Source organism: Pseudomonas cerasi (genome assembly GCF_900074915.1).
Lineage (GTDB): Bacteria > Pseudomonadota > Gammaproteobacteria > Pseudomonadales > Pseudomonadaceae > Aquipseudomonas > Aquipseudomonas cerasi.
Genome location: NZ_LT222319.1, coordinates 1,547,661 through 1,561,735, shown reverse-complemented (window position 1 = coordinate 1,561,735; position 14,075 = coordinate 1,547,661). Strand labels below are relative to the sequence as shown.

At 58.2% G+C, this 14,075-nt stretch carries 13 protein-coding genes; 9 read left to right on the top strand and 4 right to left on the bottom strand.

Translation table 11 applies throughout. The features are described from left to right. Window positions 1–14: 14 nt before the first annotated feature. On the bottom strand, window positions 15–893 hold the full coding sequence (gene dapA, locus PCPL58_RS09545) for a 4-hydroxy-tetrahydrodipicolinate synthase (RefSeq protein WP_065349293.1): 879 nt from the start codon (window positions 891–893) through the stop codon (window positions 15–17). A 325-nt stretch (window positions 894–1,218) separates the two neighbouring features. Between dapA and PCPL58_RS09540 the strand changes: the two genes are divergently transcribed. Beyond that, a complete protein-coding gene (locus tag PCPL58_RS09540; RefSeq protein WP_003368263.1) occupies window positions 1,219–1,782 on the top strand; it encodes a glycine cleavage system transcriptional repressor in 564 nt (187 codons plus the stop codon). Window positions 1,783–1,791: 9 nt separating this feature from the next. Beyond that, on the top strand, window positions 1,792–2,265 hold the full coding sequence (locus PCPL58_RS09535) for a peroxiredoxin (RefSeq protein ID WP_003317382.1): 474 nt from the start codon (window positions 1,792–1,794) through the stop codon (window positions 2,263–2,265). 66 nt (window positions 2,266–2,331) lie between these two features. Here PCPL58_RS09535 and PCPL58_RS09530 read toward each other — a convergent pair whose 3' ends face one another. Both PCPL58_RS09530 and PCPL58_RS09525 read right to left on the bottom strand, forming a co-directional pair. After that, a complete protein-coding gene (locus PCPL58_RS09530; protein ID WP_011267087.1) occupies window positions 2,332–3,402 on the bottom strand; it encodes an AI-2E family transporter in 1,071 nt (356 codons plus the stop codon). A gap of 35 nt (window positions 3,403–3,437) precedes the next feature. Next, entirely contained in the window at window positions 3,438–3,689 is a 252-nt protein-coding gene (locus PCPL58_RS09525; protein ID WP_065349292.1) for a sulfurtransferase TusA family protein, read from the bottom strand. 140 nt (window positions 3,690–3,829) lie between these two features. On the opposite strand from PCPL58_RS09525, the gene PCPL58_RS09520 reads away from it, so the two are divergent. Further along, complete coding sequence (locus PCPL58_RS09520) at window positions 3,830–5,263, top strand: M48 family metalloprotease (RefSeq protein WP_065349291.1); 1,434 nt, start codon at window positions 3,830–3,832, stop codon at window positions 5,261–5,263. 78 nt (window positions 5,264–5,341) lie between these two features. Here PCPL58_RS09520 and nadA read toward each other — a convergent pair whose 3' ends face one another. Next, a complete protein-coding gene (gene nadA, locus PCPL58_RS09515) occupies window positions 5,342–6,400 on the bottom strand; it encodes a quinolinate synthase NadA (protein ID WP_003368256.1) in 1,059 nt (352 codons plus the stop codon). 322 nt (window positions 6,401–6,722) lie between these two features. Between nadA and PCPL58_RS09510 the strand changes: the two genes are divergently transcribed. The 6 genes from PCPL58_RS09510 to PCPL58_RS09485 are packed head-to-tail and all read left to right on the top strand — an operon-like array spanning window position 6,723 to window position 13,471. Beyond that, window positions 6,723–7,592, top strand: coding sequence for an oxidoreductase (locus PCPL58_RS09510; RefSeq protein ID WP_083188357.1), 870 nt, complete (start codon window positions 6,723–6,725; stop codon window positions 7,590–7,592). Then, window positions 7,582–9,078 carry a TIGR03752 family integrating conjugative element protein gene (locus tag PCPL58_RS09505; protein WP_065349290.1) on the top strand — a complete coding sequence of 499 codons (1,497 nt, stop codon included), beginning with the start codon at window positions 7,582–7,584 and terminating at the stop codon, window positions 9,076–9,078. Before PCPL58_RS09510 ends, PCPL58_RS09505 begins: the two co-directional genes overlap by 11 nt. After that, complete coding sequence (locus PCPL58_RS09500) at window positions 9,056–9,517, top strand: TIGR03751 family conjugal transfer lipoprotein (RefSeq protein WP_083188356.1); 462 nt, start codon at window positions 9,056–9,058, stop codon at window positions 9,515–9,517. The genes PCPL58_RS09505 and PCPL58_RS09500 overlap by 23 nt, the downstream gene beginning before the upstream one ends. Continuing rightward, window positions 9,517–12,474, top strand: coding sequence for a conjugative transfer ATPase (locus PCPL58_RS09495; protein WP_065349289.1), 2,958 nt, complete (start codon window positions 9,517–9,519; stop codon window positions 12,472–12,474). The genes PCPL58_RS09500 and PCPL58_RS09495 overlap by 1 nt, the downstream gene beginning before the upstream one ends. Then, window positions 12,471–12,770 (top strand): hypothetical protein, encoded by a 300-nt coding sequence (locus PCPL58_RS09490; protein ID WP_057442555.1) that lies wholly within the window; start codon window positions 12,471–12,473, stop codon window positions 12,768–12,770. The genes PCPL58_RS09495 and PCPL58_RS09490 overlap by 4 nt, the downstream gene beginning before the upstream one ends. Next, window positions 12,767–13,471 (top strand): DsbA family protein, encoded by a 705-nt coding sequence (locus tag PCPL58_RS09485; RefSeq protein ID WP_065349288.1) that lies wholly within the window; start codon window positions 12,767–12,769, stop codon window positions 13,469–13,471. Before PCPL58_RS09490 ends, PCPL58_RS09485 begins: the two co-directional genes overlap by 4 nt. Window positions 13,472–14,075 lie beyond the last annotated feature (604 nt).

The following is a 14,075-nucleotide window of genomic DNA, read 5'->3' as shown; positions in this document are numbered from 1 at the left end:
TGATACTTCCTCAATTAAACCAGGACGCCGGACTGGCGCATGGCCTGACGCAGCGGTTCATGACAGGCTTCGCTGAGCCAGGTAAGCGGCAGACGGATACCGTCTGGCATCAAACCCATTTCATGCAAGGCCCACTTCACGGGGATAGGGTTGGATTCGATGAACAGGGTGTTGTTGAGCGGCATGAGCTTTTCGTGAATCGCCCGGGCCGTTTGCGCATCGCCACGCATGGCCGCTGCGCACAGATCGCTCATGGCGCGCGGTGCAACGTTGGCGGTGACGGAAATATTGCCCTTGCCACCCAGCAGCATCAACTCGACTGCTGTAGCGTCGTCGCCGGAGTACACCAGAAAATCGCTGCTGACGCTGGCCAGGATGTCCTTGGCGCGTTGCAGGTTGCCGGTGGCTTCCTTGATGCCGACGATGTTTTTTACCGTCGACAGACGCGCAACGGTCTCTGGCAGCATGTCGCAGGCCGTACGGCCCGGCACGTTGTAGAGGATCTGCGGGATGTCGACGGCATTGGCGATGTGGCTGAAATTCTGGAACAGGCCTTCCTGAGTCGGCTTGTTGTAGTAGGGCGTCACCAGCAGGCACGCGTCGGCACCCGCATTTTTGGCGTTGGTGGTCAGTTCGACGGCTTCACGCGTCGAATTGGCGCCTGTACCGGCGATGACCGGAATGCGACCTGCAACCTGAGTGACCACCCGGCGGATGACTTCGATGTGTTCGTTCACATCCAGCGTCGCCGATTCACCGGTGGTGCCTACGGCAACAATGGCGTTGGTGCCCTCTTGCAAGTGGAAGTCAACCAGTTTGCTCAGGCTGTCCCAGTCCAGACGACCTTGTGCATCCATTGGTGTGACCAGTGCCACCATACTGCCCGCAATCATGCAACCGCTCCTGCCGGAAAAAGAGAGCCGTAATGGTACTGGCGCTATCAGCCTTGTACAAGCGAAGTACCGCGCTCTGAGCATTCCCCTGAGCGATGGTTTTCGCTACCCTTCGTCCTTTGATCGGTACTGGTCACCTGCGCACCTCGCTCAATCGGTCGAATTTGTCGCCAGAAGCCCTGCCCCAGCGCACTCCAGCCCAGTCATGGTATATCCATGCAGGCCAGGCGCCGAGGGACCCGGCAAGTTATCTTGCGCCATCGATTGTCGAAACAGCCCCGCAAGTCCGAAAAAGTACCGACCGCTCATCGTCTAGGAATGCTGCATGTCGTCCACCCCCACAGTTCGCGAACAATTCCTTGTCATCAGTGCCCTTGGCGCAAACCCCATGGAGCTGACCAACGTCCTGTGCCGCGCCAGCCATGAAAACCGCTGCTCGGTCGTCACCTCGCGCCTCACCCGCCACGGCGAGTGCAGTGCGCTGATTCTTCAGGTGTCGGGCAGCTGGGACGCTCTGGCGCGCCTTGAAACCGGCCTGGCGAGTCTCTCCAAGAAGCATGCGTTCACGACCAGCGTCGTGCGCAGCGCCACGCTGGAGAACCGTCCGGAAGCCCTGCCCTACGTGGCCTACGTCAGCTCGGCGTACCGCCCGGACATCATCAATGAGCTGTGCCAGTTCTTCATCGACCACAATGTCGAGCTGGAGAACCTGATCTGCGACACCTATCAGGCTCCGCAGACCGGCGGCACCATGCTCAACGCCACGTTCACGGTGACACTGCCTGCCGGGACGCAGATCAGCTGGCTGCGCGATCAATTCCTCGATTTCGCCGACGCGTTGAATCTGGACGCACTGATCGAACCCTGGCGCCCACAAGCCCCAATGTAAGGAGTCCTCATGACTGTCACAGTAGATCATCCGGTTCCCGATTTTCAGGCACCCGCTACCAGCGGACAGACTGTCGAGCTGTCTGCGCTCAAGGGTCAGCAGGTCGTGATTTATTTTTACCCGAAAGACAACACGCCCGGCTGCACCACGCAGGGCCAGGACTTTCGTGACCACATCGCGCAGTTTCAGGCAGCCAACACGGTTGTGCTCGGTGTTTCCCGGGACAGCCTGAAGACCCACGAAAACTTCAAGGCCAAGCAGTCGTTCCCGTTCGAGCTGATTTCGGACAAGGACGAAGCTGTCTGCCAACTGTTCGACGTCATCAAGCTCAAGAAGCTCTACGGCAAGGAATACCTGGGCGTCGACCGCAGCACCTTCCTGATCGACAAGGAAGGCGTACTGCGTCAGGAATGGCGCGGTGTGAAAGTGCCAGGCCATGTGGCTGAAGTATTGGCGCAGGCCGAAGCCCTGAACAAAGGCTGATCGGCATGCCCCGCTGCGGCGCGCAAGGTGCCGCAGCGATTCAGTCCTGCTGTCGCAATAATCGCGTCAAAGCAACGGGGCTACCGTCGGCTCATTGCGTGGCCAGGCGTCGAGCACGGCCTTGAACAGCGTGGCCAGCGGAATCGCAAAGAAGATCCCCCAGAACCCCCACAGCCCACCGAACAACAGCACGGCGCAGATGATTGCGACCGGGTGCAGATTGACGGCCTCGGAAAACAACAGAGGCACAAGCACGTTGCCATCCAGCGCCTGAATGATCCCGTGAGCGATCATCAGGTAGATGAACTGATCACCCCAACCCCACTGAAACAGACCGATCAACGCCACCGGCACGGTGACCACCACTGCGCCGACATAAGGCACGACCACCGATATGCCGACCAGCATTGCCAGCAGCGCCGCGTAATTGAGCCCGAGCGCGGCGAAAGCGATGTAGGTCACGCCACCACAGATGAAAATCTCGATGACCTTGCCGCGAATGTAATTGGCAATCTGGCGCTTCATCTCATCCGCCACCCGGTTGATCAAGGCACGCTCACGGGGCAGATAACCACGCGCCCAGCGGCCGATCATGTGCCGATCCTTGAGGAAGAAGAACACCAGAATCGGTACCAGCACCAGATAGATCATCAGGTTTACCAGCAGAGGCAGACTGGAGATCGAGAACGTCAGAGCCAACTGACCGATCTTGCCCACTTCACCACGGGCGACTTCAATGGCCAGCAGCACTTGCTCGTCGGACACCAGATGCGGATAACGCTCGGGCAGCAACAGCAGTACCGACTGCCACTTGGCAAGCATGCCCGGTGCTTCGTTGAACAAGGTGATCAACTGATGCCAGAGCAGAGGCACCAACACCAGCAGGAACACCAGCAATACGCCGATGAACAGGGTGAAGACCAGACCGACGGCGGCCATTTCAGGCATGCGCAGGCGTTCCAGAGCGCTGACCAGACCATGCATCAGAAACGCCAGCACCAGACCGGCGAGAACCGGCGCCAGCATGCCGCCCAGCGTCAGGACAAGGGTGAACGCCAGAAACAGCAAAACTGCCAGGACCACCGCTTCCTCGTCAGAGAAATAGCGTTGCACCCAATTGCGAAGCACATTGAACATCAAACATCCTTTTCGAAAAAAACCGCAGCAATGGATCAGGCCTTGCGCAGCCAGTAACGATAAATGCCAGCATCGACCTCTTCATACAGCAACTCATGCCCGGCAAGCCTGGCAAAGGTTCGAAAATCGCGCTGCGAACCGGCATCGGTGGCAATGACTTTAAGCACCGCGCCGCTGGCCAGGCGGTTGAGCTCCATCTTGGCTTTCAGCAGGGGCAGCGGACAGTTGAGACCACTGGCATCCAGTTCGGCATCACAGACCTCGGGGCGCACTACAGCGTCAGACATCGTTTCTCTCCAGGCGGACACATCGAATTACAAAGCGGGTCCGAAAAGGCAGCACGAACAAGGCGGCAAGAATACCTCACTCTGGTCAGCACGCCATTGAGCCAGCTACAGTACAGGTTCTTCTGACCAGAGCTTCGTGCATGAATTTTTTGCGTCCTACACTGCTCACTCTCGCCTGCCTGTTCGCTACACACGGCATGGCGGATGACCTCCCCTCACTGGGTGACGCCAGCTCCTCGATTGTCTCTCCCGAACAGGAGCACCGTCTGGGCCGTGCGTGGCTGGGGTTGCTGCGCGGCCAGGTGGCGCAGCTGTCGGACCCGCAGCTCAAGGACTACGTCGAAACCTCGGTCTACAGCCTTGCCGAGACCAGTCAGGTTCAGGACCGGCGGCTTGAATTCATCCTGATCAACAGCCCGCAACTCAACGCCTTTGCCGCACCCGGCGGGATCATCGGCGTCAACGGCGGTCTGTTTCTCAATGCTCAGACCGAGGGCGAGTACGCTTCGGTACTGGCTCACGAGCTGGCTCACTTGTCGCAGCGCCACTTCGCCAGAGGCATAGAAGCCCAGCAACGCATGCAGGTGCCAGTCATGGCCGCGATGCTGGCAGGTATCGTCATGGCAGCCGCAGGCGCGGGTGATGCGGGTATCGCCACCATCGCCGGCTCACAGGCCGCCGCGATCCAGGAGCAACGGCGCTTTTCACGCCAGAACGAGCAGGAGGCCGACCGCATCGGCATTCTCAACCTGGAGAAGGCCGGTTATGACCCGCGTAACATGCCGACCATGTTCGAGCGCCTAATGCGCCAATATCGATTCGACGCCAGACCTCCGGAGTTTCTGCTGACTCACCCGGTCAGCGAATCGCGGATCGCCGACACACGCAACCGTGCCGAACAGGCCAAACCGGGCGGTAAGGAAGACAGCGCGCTGTATCAACTGATGCGCGCCCGCGTGGCACTGATCTATGAAGAAACGCCTGGCATCGCCGCCAAGCGCTTCCGTGCGCAACTGGTTGAAAACCCGAAATCCGATCCGGCGCGCTATGGCCTGGCCATCGCACAGATCAAGGGCGGACAGTTGAACGAGGCCAGGGAAACCCTCAAGCCATTGCTCGAAAAAGCGCCGAACGACATTACCTACAACCTGACGCAGATCGATCTGGACATCACCAATAACCGGCTGGCCGATGCGCAGCAGCGTGTCGATCGCATGCTGACGCTGTACCCCGGCAATTATCCGCTCAACGACGTGCGTATCGACGTGCTGCTCAAGCAGAACCGCACGGCCGAAGCCGAGAAAAGCCTTGAAGCCCTGCTCAAGACCCGCCCGGACGATCCGGACATCTGGTACGTCGTGGCGGAAACCCGTGGCCTGAATGGCAACACCATCGGACTGCATCAGGCGCGCGCCGAGTACTTTGCGCTGGTCGGTGATTTCCGTCAGGCGATCCAGCAGCTGGACTTCGCCAAACGCCGTGCGGCCAATAATTTTCAGCTGGCATCGCGGATCGATGCGCGGCAAAAGGATCTGATCGAGCAGGAGCGGATGGTCAAGGACATGATGAACTGATCGTCCGGCGCAAGGCGCCCGATACGCGACCACAAATGAAAAGCCCGGCGCTTCAGTCGGGCTTTTTCATCACAGCGGTCAGGCGTTGCCTGCCTGTCGCAAGCGCGCTGCCTGAGTGAAGTCCAGCATGCGTTGCAATGGGCGCACGGCATTGGGGATCAGCGCCGGGTCGACGAATATCTCGTTACCGCCCTCACGCAGGCACTGCAAGGTGCGCTCAAGCGTATTCATCGCCATCCACGGGCAATGTGCGCAACTCCGGCACGCCGCGCCGTTACCGGCCGTAGGCGCCTCGATAAAGATCTTGTCCGGACACAGCTGCTGCATCTTGTAGAAGATGCCGCGGTCAGTGGCGACGATGAACGTCTTGTTGGGCAAGCGTTGCGCTGCAGCAATCATCTGGCTGGTGGAGCCGACCACGTCAGCCAGCTCGATGACCGCTTCCGGCGACTCCGGGTGAACCAGAATCGCAGCTTCGGGGTACAAGGCTTTCATGTCTTCGAGCTGCTTGGATTTGAACTCTTCGTGGACGATGCAGGCACCGTCCCACAACAGCATGTCGGCACCGGTTTCACGCTGAATGTAGCGGCCCAGGTGCTTGTCTGGCGCCCAGATGATTTTCTCACCGTTGTCCATCAGACTCTCGACGATCTCCAGCGCACAGCCTGAGGTCACTACCCAGTCCGCACGGGCTTTGACCGCTGCCGAGGTGTTGGCATACACCACCACCGTACGCTCCGGATGCTGGTCGCAAAAAGCGGAAAACTCATCGACCGGGCACCCCACATCGAGCGAGCAGGTGGCCTCAAGCGTCGGCATGAACACGCGTTTTTCCGGGTTGAGGATCTTCGCGGTTTCGCCCATGAAACGTACACCCGCCACCAGCACAGTACTGGCCGCGTGGTTATTGCTGAAGCGCGCCATTTCCAGAGAGTCGGCCACGCAGCCACCGGTTTCCTCGGCCAGCGCCTGGATAACCGGATCACAGTAATAGTGAGCGACCAGCACGGCGTCCTGCTTCTTGAGTTCCTCAGCAATGTCGGCACGGTAACGCGCCTGCTCTGCCGGGCTCAACGTCCTGGGCTGTTTGGCATCAAGATGCGCCTGCACCAGGAAACGTTCGGAGATCTGTGTCATGTTCACGGGACCTGAAAGCGCCAGTGCGCGAAAGGCAAGTTTACACCCGAAATACAGGCAATAAAAAAAGCCTGACAGAGGCTGCGCCATCTGTACAAAGGCTTATGGCTGATATCCGGTGGATATCGGCCAGACTTCTTGAGGCGCGCCGATTCTAGCGCCAAAAAACTGATTTAACAGCTGTTTCTGGCTCATCAGGCAGCGATGAGAAGCGTTCATGAAGACCCGCTTGCCGAGGCGTGATTCCGACTGGCGACTCAATGAAACGACCCACGCTATGCCCTGTCACAACCATCAGACCCCTTGTGAAGGAGAAAATGACATGGCAGGCGAATCGACCAATACCCCGGTGTGGTTCATCACCGGCTGTTCCACCGGCTTCGGCCGCGAACTGGCCAAACTTGTCATCGCGCGCGGCTGGCGCCTCGTGGCAACGGCCAGGGACAAGTCGCGAGTCGCAGACCTGACCGAGGGTGCAAAAGGCCAGGTACTGGTGGTCGACCTCGACGTCGGCAAGGCAGACCAGATAGAAGCCGCCGTGGCTGCCGCAAAGGAGCAGTTCGGCAGAATCGACGTACTGGTCAACAATGCGGGTTACGGTTATCAGAGCTCGATCGAAGAAGGCGAAGACGCTGAAATCCGTGCCCAGTTCGATGCCAACGTGTTTGGTCTGTTCGCCGTCACCCGCGCCGTGCTGCCGATCATGCGCGAACAACGCAGCGGTCACATCATCAATATCACTTCGGTTGCCGGCCTTATCGGCTTTCCGGGATCGGGCTACTACGCAGCCTCCAAGCACGCCGTCGAAGGTTTTTCCGACGCGCTGCTCGCGGAGGTCAAGCCATTGGGGATTTCCGTCACGTGCGTAGAGCCGGGGCCGTTTCGCACCGACTGGGCAGGACGCTCATTGCGCCAGACGCCATCGCGCATCGACGACTACAAGGACACTGCCAGCAAGCGTCTGGAGTCGACCAGACAATCGAGTGGCAATCAGGCCGGGGACCCTCGTGAACTGATGGGTGAGTTCGCGACCGCAGCATTTCAGCACCCGTATCTCGGACCTTGTGGTGATGCCAGTGACACTACGACCTTGTACCTGGTCACACGGGGACACGGGCTGACACAAGCAACCGTGTTCTCCGCCGCCCCAGCAGATCCGCGTGCAACCCGGGGAGCCAAGCATGAAGAGTAACCCGCTGCTCAAGTACCTGGTGGTTCCGCTTCTCCTGCTCACGGTGTTCATCGGCATCAAGATGATGAGAGGTGGACCCGAACAGCAGGCTGACAACGCACCGGCCCCAAAACTTACAGCGGAACAGGCCAAGGCTCTGGGTGTGGAAGGCGACACGCCGAGCGACACGCTACGCACGGTCGTGGCTGAAGGGCGCGAGCTCAAGCAGCAGATCACCGATGTGATGGCGCAGAACTCAGCCGTCAAGCAGGACAACGAGGCGCTCAAACAACGATTGGCGAACATCGATCAGACGGTAGAGCAGCGTCTGAAGAATGCCCAGGAGCAGTTCAAACTCGACAGTCAGCAGCAACAGCAAAGCGTGGTGGAGGGTTTCAAGAAACAGATGGACGAACTGACCCGGATGGGACAAAACGGCGCTACGAACCCGGATCTACCGATTGGCCTGGGCGTTCAGCAAGGAGATGGCCAACAGTTCAAGTCCGACTCAAGCGGTTCAGACATCGTTTGGATCGATCCGCAGGACGCGACGGCCCTGGACAGCAACGGTAAACCGATCGCCGCTGGCACGAGCGTCTCTCCGAGCGGCTACAGTTTTCCTACGGCCTTCGGCGAGTCCGTAGACCGAGGCCAGAAAGCCCTGACGACAGGCGCTCAGTCTGTCCGCGATGACATGGGTGGTCAGCAACAGGAGCGTAAGAAGGTACGTCGTGCCTACACCCTGCCTCAGAACTCGACGTTGATGGGGTCAGTGGCCATGTCAGCATTGATTGGCCGGGTTCCCGTGGATGGGACGGTTAATGACCCCTACCCGTTCAAGGTGTTGATCGGTCCGGACAACCTCACGGCCAATGGCATCGATCTCCCAGACGTGGCCGGTGCCGTGGCCAGCGGTACAGCGTCCGGCGACTGGACCCTCTCATGCGTGCGGGGGCAGATCAAAAGCCTGACCTTCGTGTTCAACGATGGGACTGTCCGCACGTTACCCGCCCCAGTCCAGGGCGGTAATCAGCAGAATAATAACCAGAACAACCAAAACAACTCTGGCGACCAACAACCCATCCAGGGTGGTCTGGGCTGGATCAGTGATCCCTACGGCATTCCGTGCATCGCCGGCGAGCGACGCAGCAATGCGCAGCAGTACATCGGTTCACAAGCCCTGATTACCGCAGCAGGTGCTGGAGCAGCCTCGTTGATCAAGACCGAGGGCAGCACCTCCTCTTACATCTCGAACGCTTCTGGGACGCTGGGTAGCACCGGTTTGTCTGGTAACGAGGCGATGGGAAAGATCCTGACCCAAGGCGTCACGGATGTTTCGAGCTGGGTTAACAAACTCTACGGACAAGCGTTCGCGGCCATTTATGTCTTGCCTGGTGCGCAAGTCTCACTGCACATCGATCAGGAGCTGGAAATCGATTACGAACTCAAAGGCCGCAAGGTCAAGTACGCATCAGGAGCGAGCCATGCCACTGCCAACCTGGATTGATCTTTCAAGGCCACCCCGTAGCGGACGGCTCGGCCTGTCACTCATTGTCGCCTTGCTCACACTCGCAGGATGCCAGACCAGCAAGGAGGAAATGCTGCCGCATGGCGACAGCACCATGATGGATGTCTGGAACCAGGGCACCACGGGCTCGGGTGGCAGCGCCAGTGGTCGGCAACTGCTCGATGCTCGCGCAGAGCTGCGCCGCCCGCTCGATGTGCGGGCCACTCAGCCGCTGCAGGACAGCGCCGCGTACACGCGCACGGCTCAGAACGAGATCTACAGCCAGTTCAAGCGCCTGCCCAATCCGGACCTGGTCATGTACGTATTCCCTCACCTGGCGGGCTCCGATCCCGCGCCAGTACCGGGGTATACGACCGTATTTCCGCTGTATCAACGCGTGCAATACGCGATGCCCGGCGAGCGGGTGGAGGATTATTGATGGGACTTTTGAAGCGTTTGACAAAGCGTCGGGATCGAGGCACTGACACCGTGGTTGATACTCCAGTCGAGACGATCGCCGATCAGCTACGAGATGAGGCCATCTTCGCACAGGCCAGAGAGCGTTATCTGGCTCGCCTGGCGGCTGAGGGCATACCAGAGCCTGGCGCGTGGCTAGATCCCAAGCGCAAACCTGCGACGGTCGACGATATCGCAGCCCTGTATGCCGTCAACCCGTCATTCGTCGACATGCTGCCCTGGACGGAGTACCTCCCTCAGGAGCAAGCGATGCTGCTCGAGGACGGCAAGTCACTGGCAGCATTCTATGAACTCACCCCCATCGGCACCGAAGGTCGGGATCCTGAGTGGTTACGCAAAGCGCGCGATGCTCTCGAAAATGCGCTGCAGGACAGTTTTGACGAACTGGATGAATCGCCTTGGGTGGTGCAGTTCTACGCCAAGGATGAAACCAGTTGGGAAGATTATCTGGAGACGTTGCATGATTACGTCCAGCCTCGCGCTCAGGGTACGGCGTTTACAGAAATGTACCTGCAGCAATTCAAACATCACCTAGAGGCAATCTCCAAGCCGGGAGGTTTATTTGAAGACACCAAAGTGTCTCAACTGCCCTGGCGCGGCCAGCAACGCAGGGTTCGCATGGTCGTCTACCGGCGTTGCACCGGCGATGGACTGGTTCGTGGCCAGACGCCGTCGATGTACTTGAAAAACATTTGCGAGCGCCTGACGGGAGGACTGGCCAACGCGGGCATCAAAACCCGGCGCATGGATCGCCATGACATTCGTCACTGGCTGTTGCACTGGTTCAACCCGCATCCCGAACACTTGGGATCAAAGCGCCAGGACATCGATCGTTTCTTCGAAATCGTCAATAACCGCACGGTCGAACCACCAGAAGAGGGCACGCTGCCGCTGGCCAGCGGCGATGATTTCTCTCAGTGCCTGTTCTACAGCGAACCGCAATCGGATGCCAAGAAGGGTCTCTGGTACTTCGACTCGCGCCCTCACCGCGTCATCGTCCTCGATCGCTTACGCGATGCGCCAAAGACCGGGCACCTGACGGGTGAAAACCGTAAAGGCGGGGACGCGCTGCATGCCTTGTTCGACAAGTTGCCCGAGGACACAGTACTCAACATCACGCTGGTGATCACTCCACAGGATGTTCTGGAGGCCCACCTGGAAAAACTGGCACGTAAATCAGTCGGTGACAATCAAGCCTCCGCCCTGACCCGTGAAGCGGTCGACGAAGCCCGGAAACTGATCGGTCGAAAACACAAGCTGTACCGGGGCAACGTGGTTTTTTACTTGACCGGCAAGGATGAGCAACAACTGGAAAGTCGAAGCATGGAGCTTGCCAATGCCATGCTTAGCGCCGGTATGGAACCTGTCTATCCTCGTGATGAAGTCGCCCCTCTCAGCAGTTACCTGCGGTGGCTGCCCGCCAGTTTTGATGTGAACAAGAAACATGCTTTGGACTGGTACACGCAGATGATGCTCGCCCAGCATGTCGCGAACCTTTCGCCGATATGGGGTCGTGCCAGCGGCACGGGCAACCCCGGCATAACCCTGTTCAACAGGGGCGGGGCACCGCTGACGTTCGACCCGTTCAACAAGCTTGATCGGCAGATGAATGCCCATCTGCTCCTGTTTGGCCCGACAGGTTCAGGTAAGTCAGCCACGGCCAACAATTTGCTGATGCAGTTAATCGCCATTTACAGGCCGCGCCTGTTCATCATTGAAGCCGGTAATAGTTTCGGCCTACTGGGAGATTTTGCCCAAAAGCTTGGGCTGACGGTCAACCGGCTCAAGTTGGCGCCAGGGTCGGGCGTGAGTCTGGCCCCCTTCACTGATGCCATTCGCCTGGTTTCAACACCTGACAAAGTCACGATCCTGGATGCCGATGACATTGAAGGATCCGATGAGCATCTGCAAACAATGCCTGAACAGGGCGAAGAGGAGCGTGATGTTTTGGGCGAAATGGAGATCGTGGCCAGGCTCATGATCACCGGCGGCGAAGAGAGAGAAGAGGCTCGACTCACTCGCGCAGACCGCAGCGCCATTAGGCACTGCATTCTGACGGCAGCCAGAACATGCTTTGACGCTGAACGAGCAGTCAAGACGGAGGATGTGCGTGATGCGCTGAGTGACGCTGGCAAGGACACCACCCTTCCGGAAAAGCGCCGAGAACGCATGTTTGAGATGGCTGAAGCCATGGACATGTTCTGCATGGGGGCTGACGGTGAGATGTTCAACCGGGAGGGTACGCCTTGGCCTGAGGCCGACATCACAATCCTGGACTTGGCCACCTACGCCCGCGAGGGGTATAACGCCCAACTGTCGGTCGCCTACATCTCGCTGATCAACACCGTGAACAACATTGCAGAACGGGACCAATTCAAGGGGCGTCCGATCGTCAACTTCACTGACGAGGGTCACATCATTACGAAAAATCCCCTTCTCTCGCCCTACGTCATCAAGATCACCAAGATGTGGCGAAAACTCGGTGCCTGGTTCTGGCTTGCCACTCAGAACATCGACGACCTTCCGTCAGCAGCAGCACCGATGCTTAACATGATCGAGTGGTGGATCTGCCTGAACATGCCACCGGATGAAGTGGAGAAAATCACCACGTTCCGTAAGCTGACGCCTGCGCAAAAGTCACTGATGCTGTCAGCCCGCAAAGAGAGCGGAAAGTATACTGAAGGGGTTGTGCTTTCCAAATCGATGGAGGTTTTGTTTCGAGCCGTGCCCCCAAGCCTGCTCCTGGCATTGGCCATGACTGAGCCGGAAGAAAAAAAACAGCGGTACGATCTAATGCAGTCATTAGGGGTAGACGAGCTGGGAGCCGCAATGGCGATCGCACACGACCTCGACCGCATTCGCGGGATTGAACCGACAACCATTACATTCCCCGCTTCACCCTTGGAGAACCTGGCATGAGAGCCATGGATGCCCTGACTCAAAATCTGATCGACAGCCTGACTCAACTACTCAAAAACCCACAGGAAGATGCTCTGCTGGCCTTGAAAATTTGCGCACCGGTCCTGATCGAACACCTGGAAGTCGTGAAACATGTAGCGGTTGATCGTCGAGAGATCCAGTCCCAACTGCACAAAGCGCTGGACCAGTGGCTTGAGCATCACCCACAGCCTGAAAGCGCCCAGAAAGCTCTTCTGACGCTGCTGGATCAGGAGCTGCTGGCCAAACAGCTCCTCGACAAAGAGGCCTCCGCATGAAGCGACCCACACATCGCCAGATCCTGTACGGCATCGGTGCGGTCGCCTTGGCAATCCTGGCTTTTGAATGCCTGCCAGATGTCAGACAGGCCATGCAAATGCCCAACACCGCCGACAGCGTCAGAAAGACAACCAAACAGACGAAGCATAATGGCGCGTGGGTTTACGGGAGCAGCCGTGCCAGATTCACCATCGTGGAGTATGCAGATCTGGAATGCCCGTACTGCAAGGATTATTTCCCACAGCTCAAAGCATGGGTTGATCAGCATCCAGACGTAAACCTCCAGTGGCACCACCTCCCTCTTCCTATGAACGAGCCGGCCGCGAGCTATGAAGCTCGGTGGGCTGAGTGCGCAGGGATTGAGCGCGGCAATGACGCTTTCTGGCTCGCAGTCGAACTCATTTATCAGCGTACTCGGTCGAACGGTGCTGGAGCTACTGGCAATCCGCAGATCCCGGGGCTTGAGGATCGACAGCAATATATTGATAACTGCGCTTCGAGCAACCCGTCCGTGCAACGGGCCGTCATTAGCCAGGCTCACAAGGCCAGCCAGGACGGCATCACTGCCACACCGACGTTGGTCATCAAGGATAAAGTCTCTGGACGATCGATCAAGCTGCAGGGAGCACCTGACGGTAACGTGCTGCTTTCCGCAATGGACTGGCTGGCTGCTGGTTCAGTTGCCGGTGGCGACAAATGAGCGCTCAGGTTTTGAAGCGCGAGGTACTGGTCAGTTCTCGCCACCCGGCTCTTTATCTAGTTTACTGGAGCTTCGTCTGGAACCGCGACTGCAGCTCCCTGATATTATGGCTACTGATTGTTAATGCCGGACTGACCCACGTACTGACGCAAAACTATCCCATCTCCATATCGGCAGTAGGCGCAATGGTTTTTAGGGCGTCCGACTGAGTCAGCGACATCTCGGCAACAGGGTCAATTCGACCCAGCGCCAACAGGGTAAGCGGCTGTAAGCGCCGTCGAGGATCACTGTCAACACAAGAGCTTCGTATCACCTATCTACCTGATGGATTGACAACGTATGACCTCCGGAAAATATAGGCTTCAGCCAGCCCAGGCGAAACCAGCATTGACTGTCAATGCTATTGCTAAAGATTGACTATCTGTAGGTCGACTACGACAGACATTGACACTCTATCCGTTAGACGCACGCTCGCTTCAGCCCCACCATTGACACTATAGAGTTCAGCTCGGAAAAACCTCCCGAGCGTCTCGGACCTTAGGTAGCGTTCGTGAAGAGAAAATTTGGCTGTGTTGGGCGATGTAGCCTCAATTTCGACGGGACT

Excerpts from the sequence above, each read along its gene's own strand:
- PCPL58_RS09490 (WP_057442555.1), top strand. The coding sequence starts at position 12,471 with ATGAGAGCCATGGATGCCCTGACTCAAAATCTGATCGACAGCCTGACT.
- PCPL58_RS09530 (WP_011267087.1), bottom strand. The coding sequence starts at position 3,402 with ATGTTCAATGTGCTTCGCAATTGGGTGCAACGCTATTTCTCTGACGAG.
- PCPL58_RS09525 (WP_065349292.1), bottom strand. The coding sequence starts at position 3,689 with ATGTCTGACGCTGTAGTGCGCCCCGAGGTCTGTGATGCCGAACTGGAT.
- PCPL58_RS09535 (WP_003317382.1), top strand. The coding sequence starts at position 1,792 with ATGACTGTCACAGTAGATCATCCGGTTCCCGATTTTCAGGCACCCGCT.
- nadA (WP_003368256.1), bottom strand. The coding sequence starts at position 6,400 with ATGACACAGATCTCCGAACGTTTCCTGGTGCAGGCGCATCTTGATGCC.
- PCPL58_RS09510 (WP_083188357.1), top strand. The coding sequence starts at position 6,723 with ATGGCAGGCGAATCGACCAATACCCCGGTGTGGTTCATCACCGGCTGT.
- PCPL58_RS09520 (WP_065349291.1), top strand. The coding sequence starts at position 3,830 with ATGAATTTTTTGCGTCCTACACTGCTCACTCTCGCCTGCCTGTTCGCT.
- PCPL58_RS09500 (WP_083188356.1), top strand. The coding sequence starts at position 9,056 with ATGCCACTGCCAACCTGGATTGATCTTTCAAGGCCACCCCGTAGCGGA.
- dapA (WP_065349293.1), bottom strand. The coding sequence starts at position 893 with ATGATTGCGGGCAGTATGGTGGCACTGGTCACACCAATGGATGCACAA.
- PCPL58_RS09505 (WP_065349290.1), top strand. The coding sequence starts at position 7,582 with ATGAAGAGTAACCCGCTGCTCAAGTACCTGGTGGTTCCGCTTCTCCTG.
- PCPL58_RS09495 (WP_065349289.1), top strand. The coding sequence starts at position 9,517 with ATGGGACTTTTGAAGCGTTTGACAAAGCGTCGGGATCGAGGCACTGAC.
- PCPL58_RS09485 (WP_065349288.1), top strand. The coding sequence starts at position 12,767 with ATGAAGCGACCCACACATCGCCAGATCCTGTACGGCATCGGTGCGGTC.
- PCPL58_RS09540 (WP_003368263.1), top strand. The coding sequence starts at position 1,219 with ATGTCGTCCACCCCCACAGTTCGCGAACAATTCCTTGTCATCAGTGCC.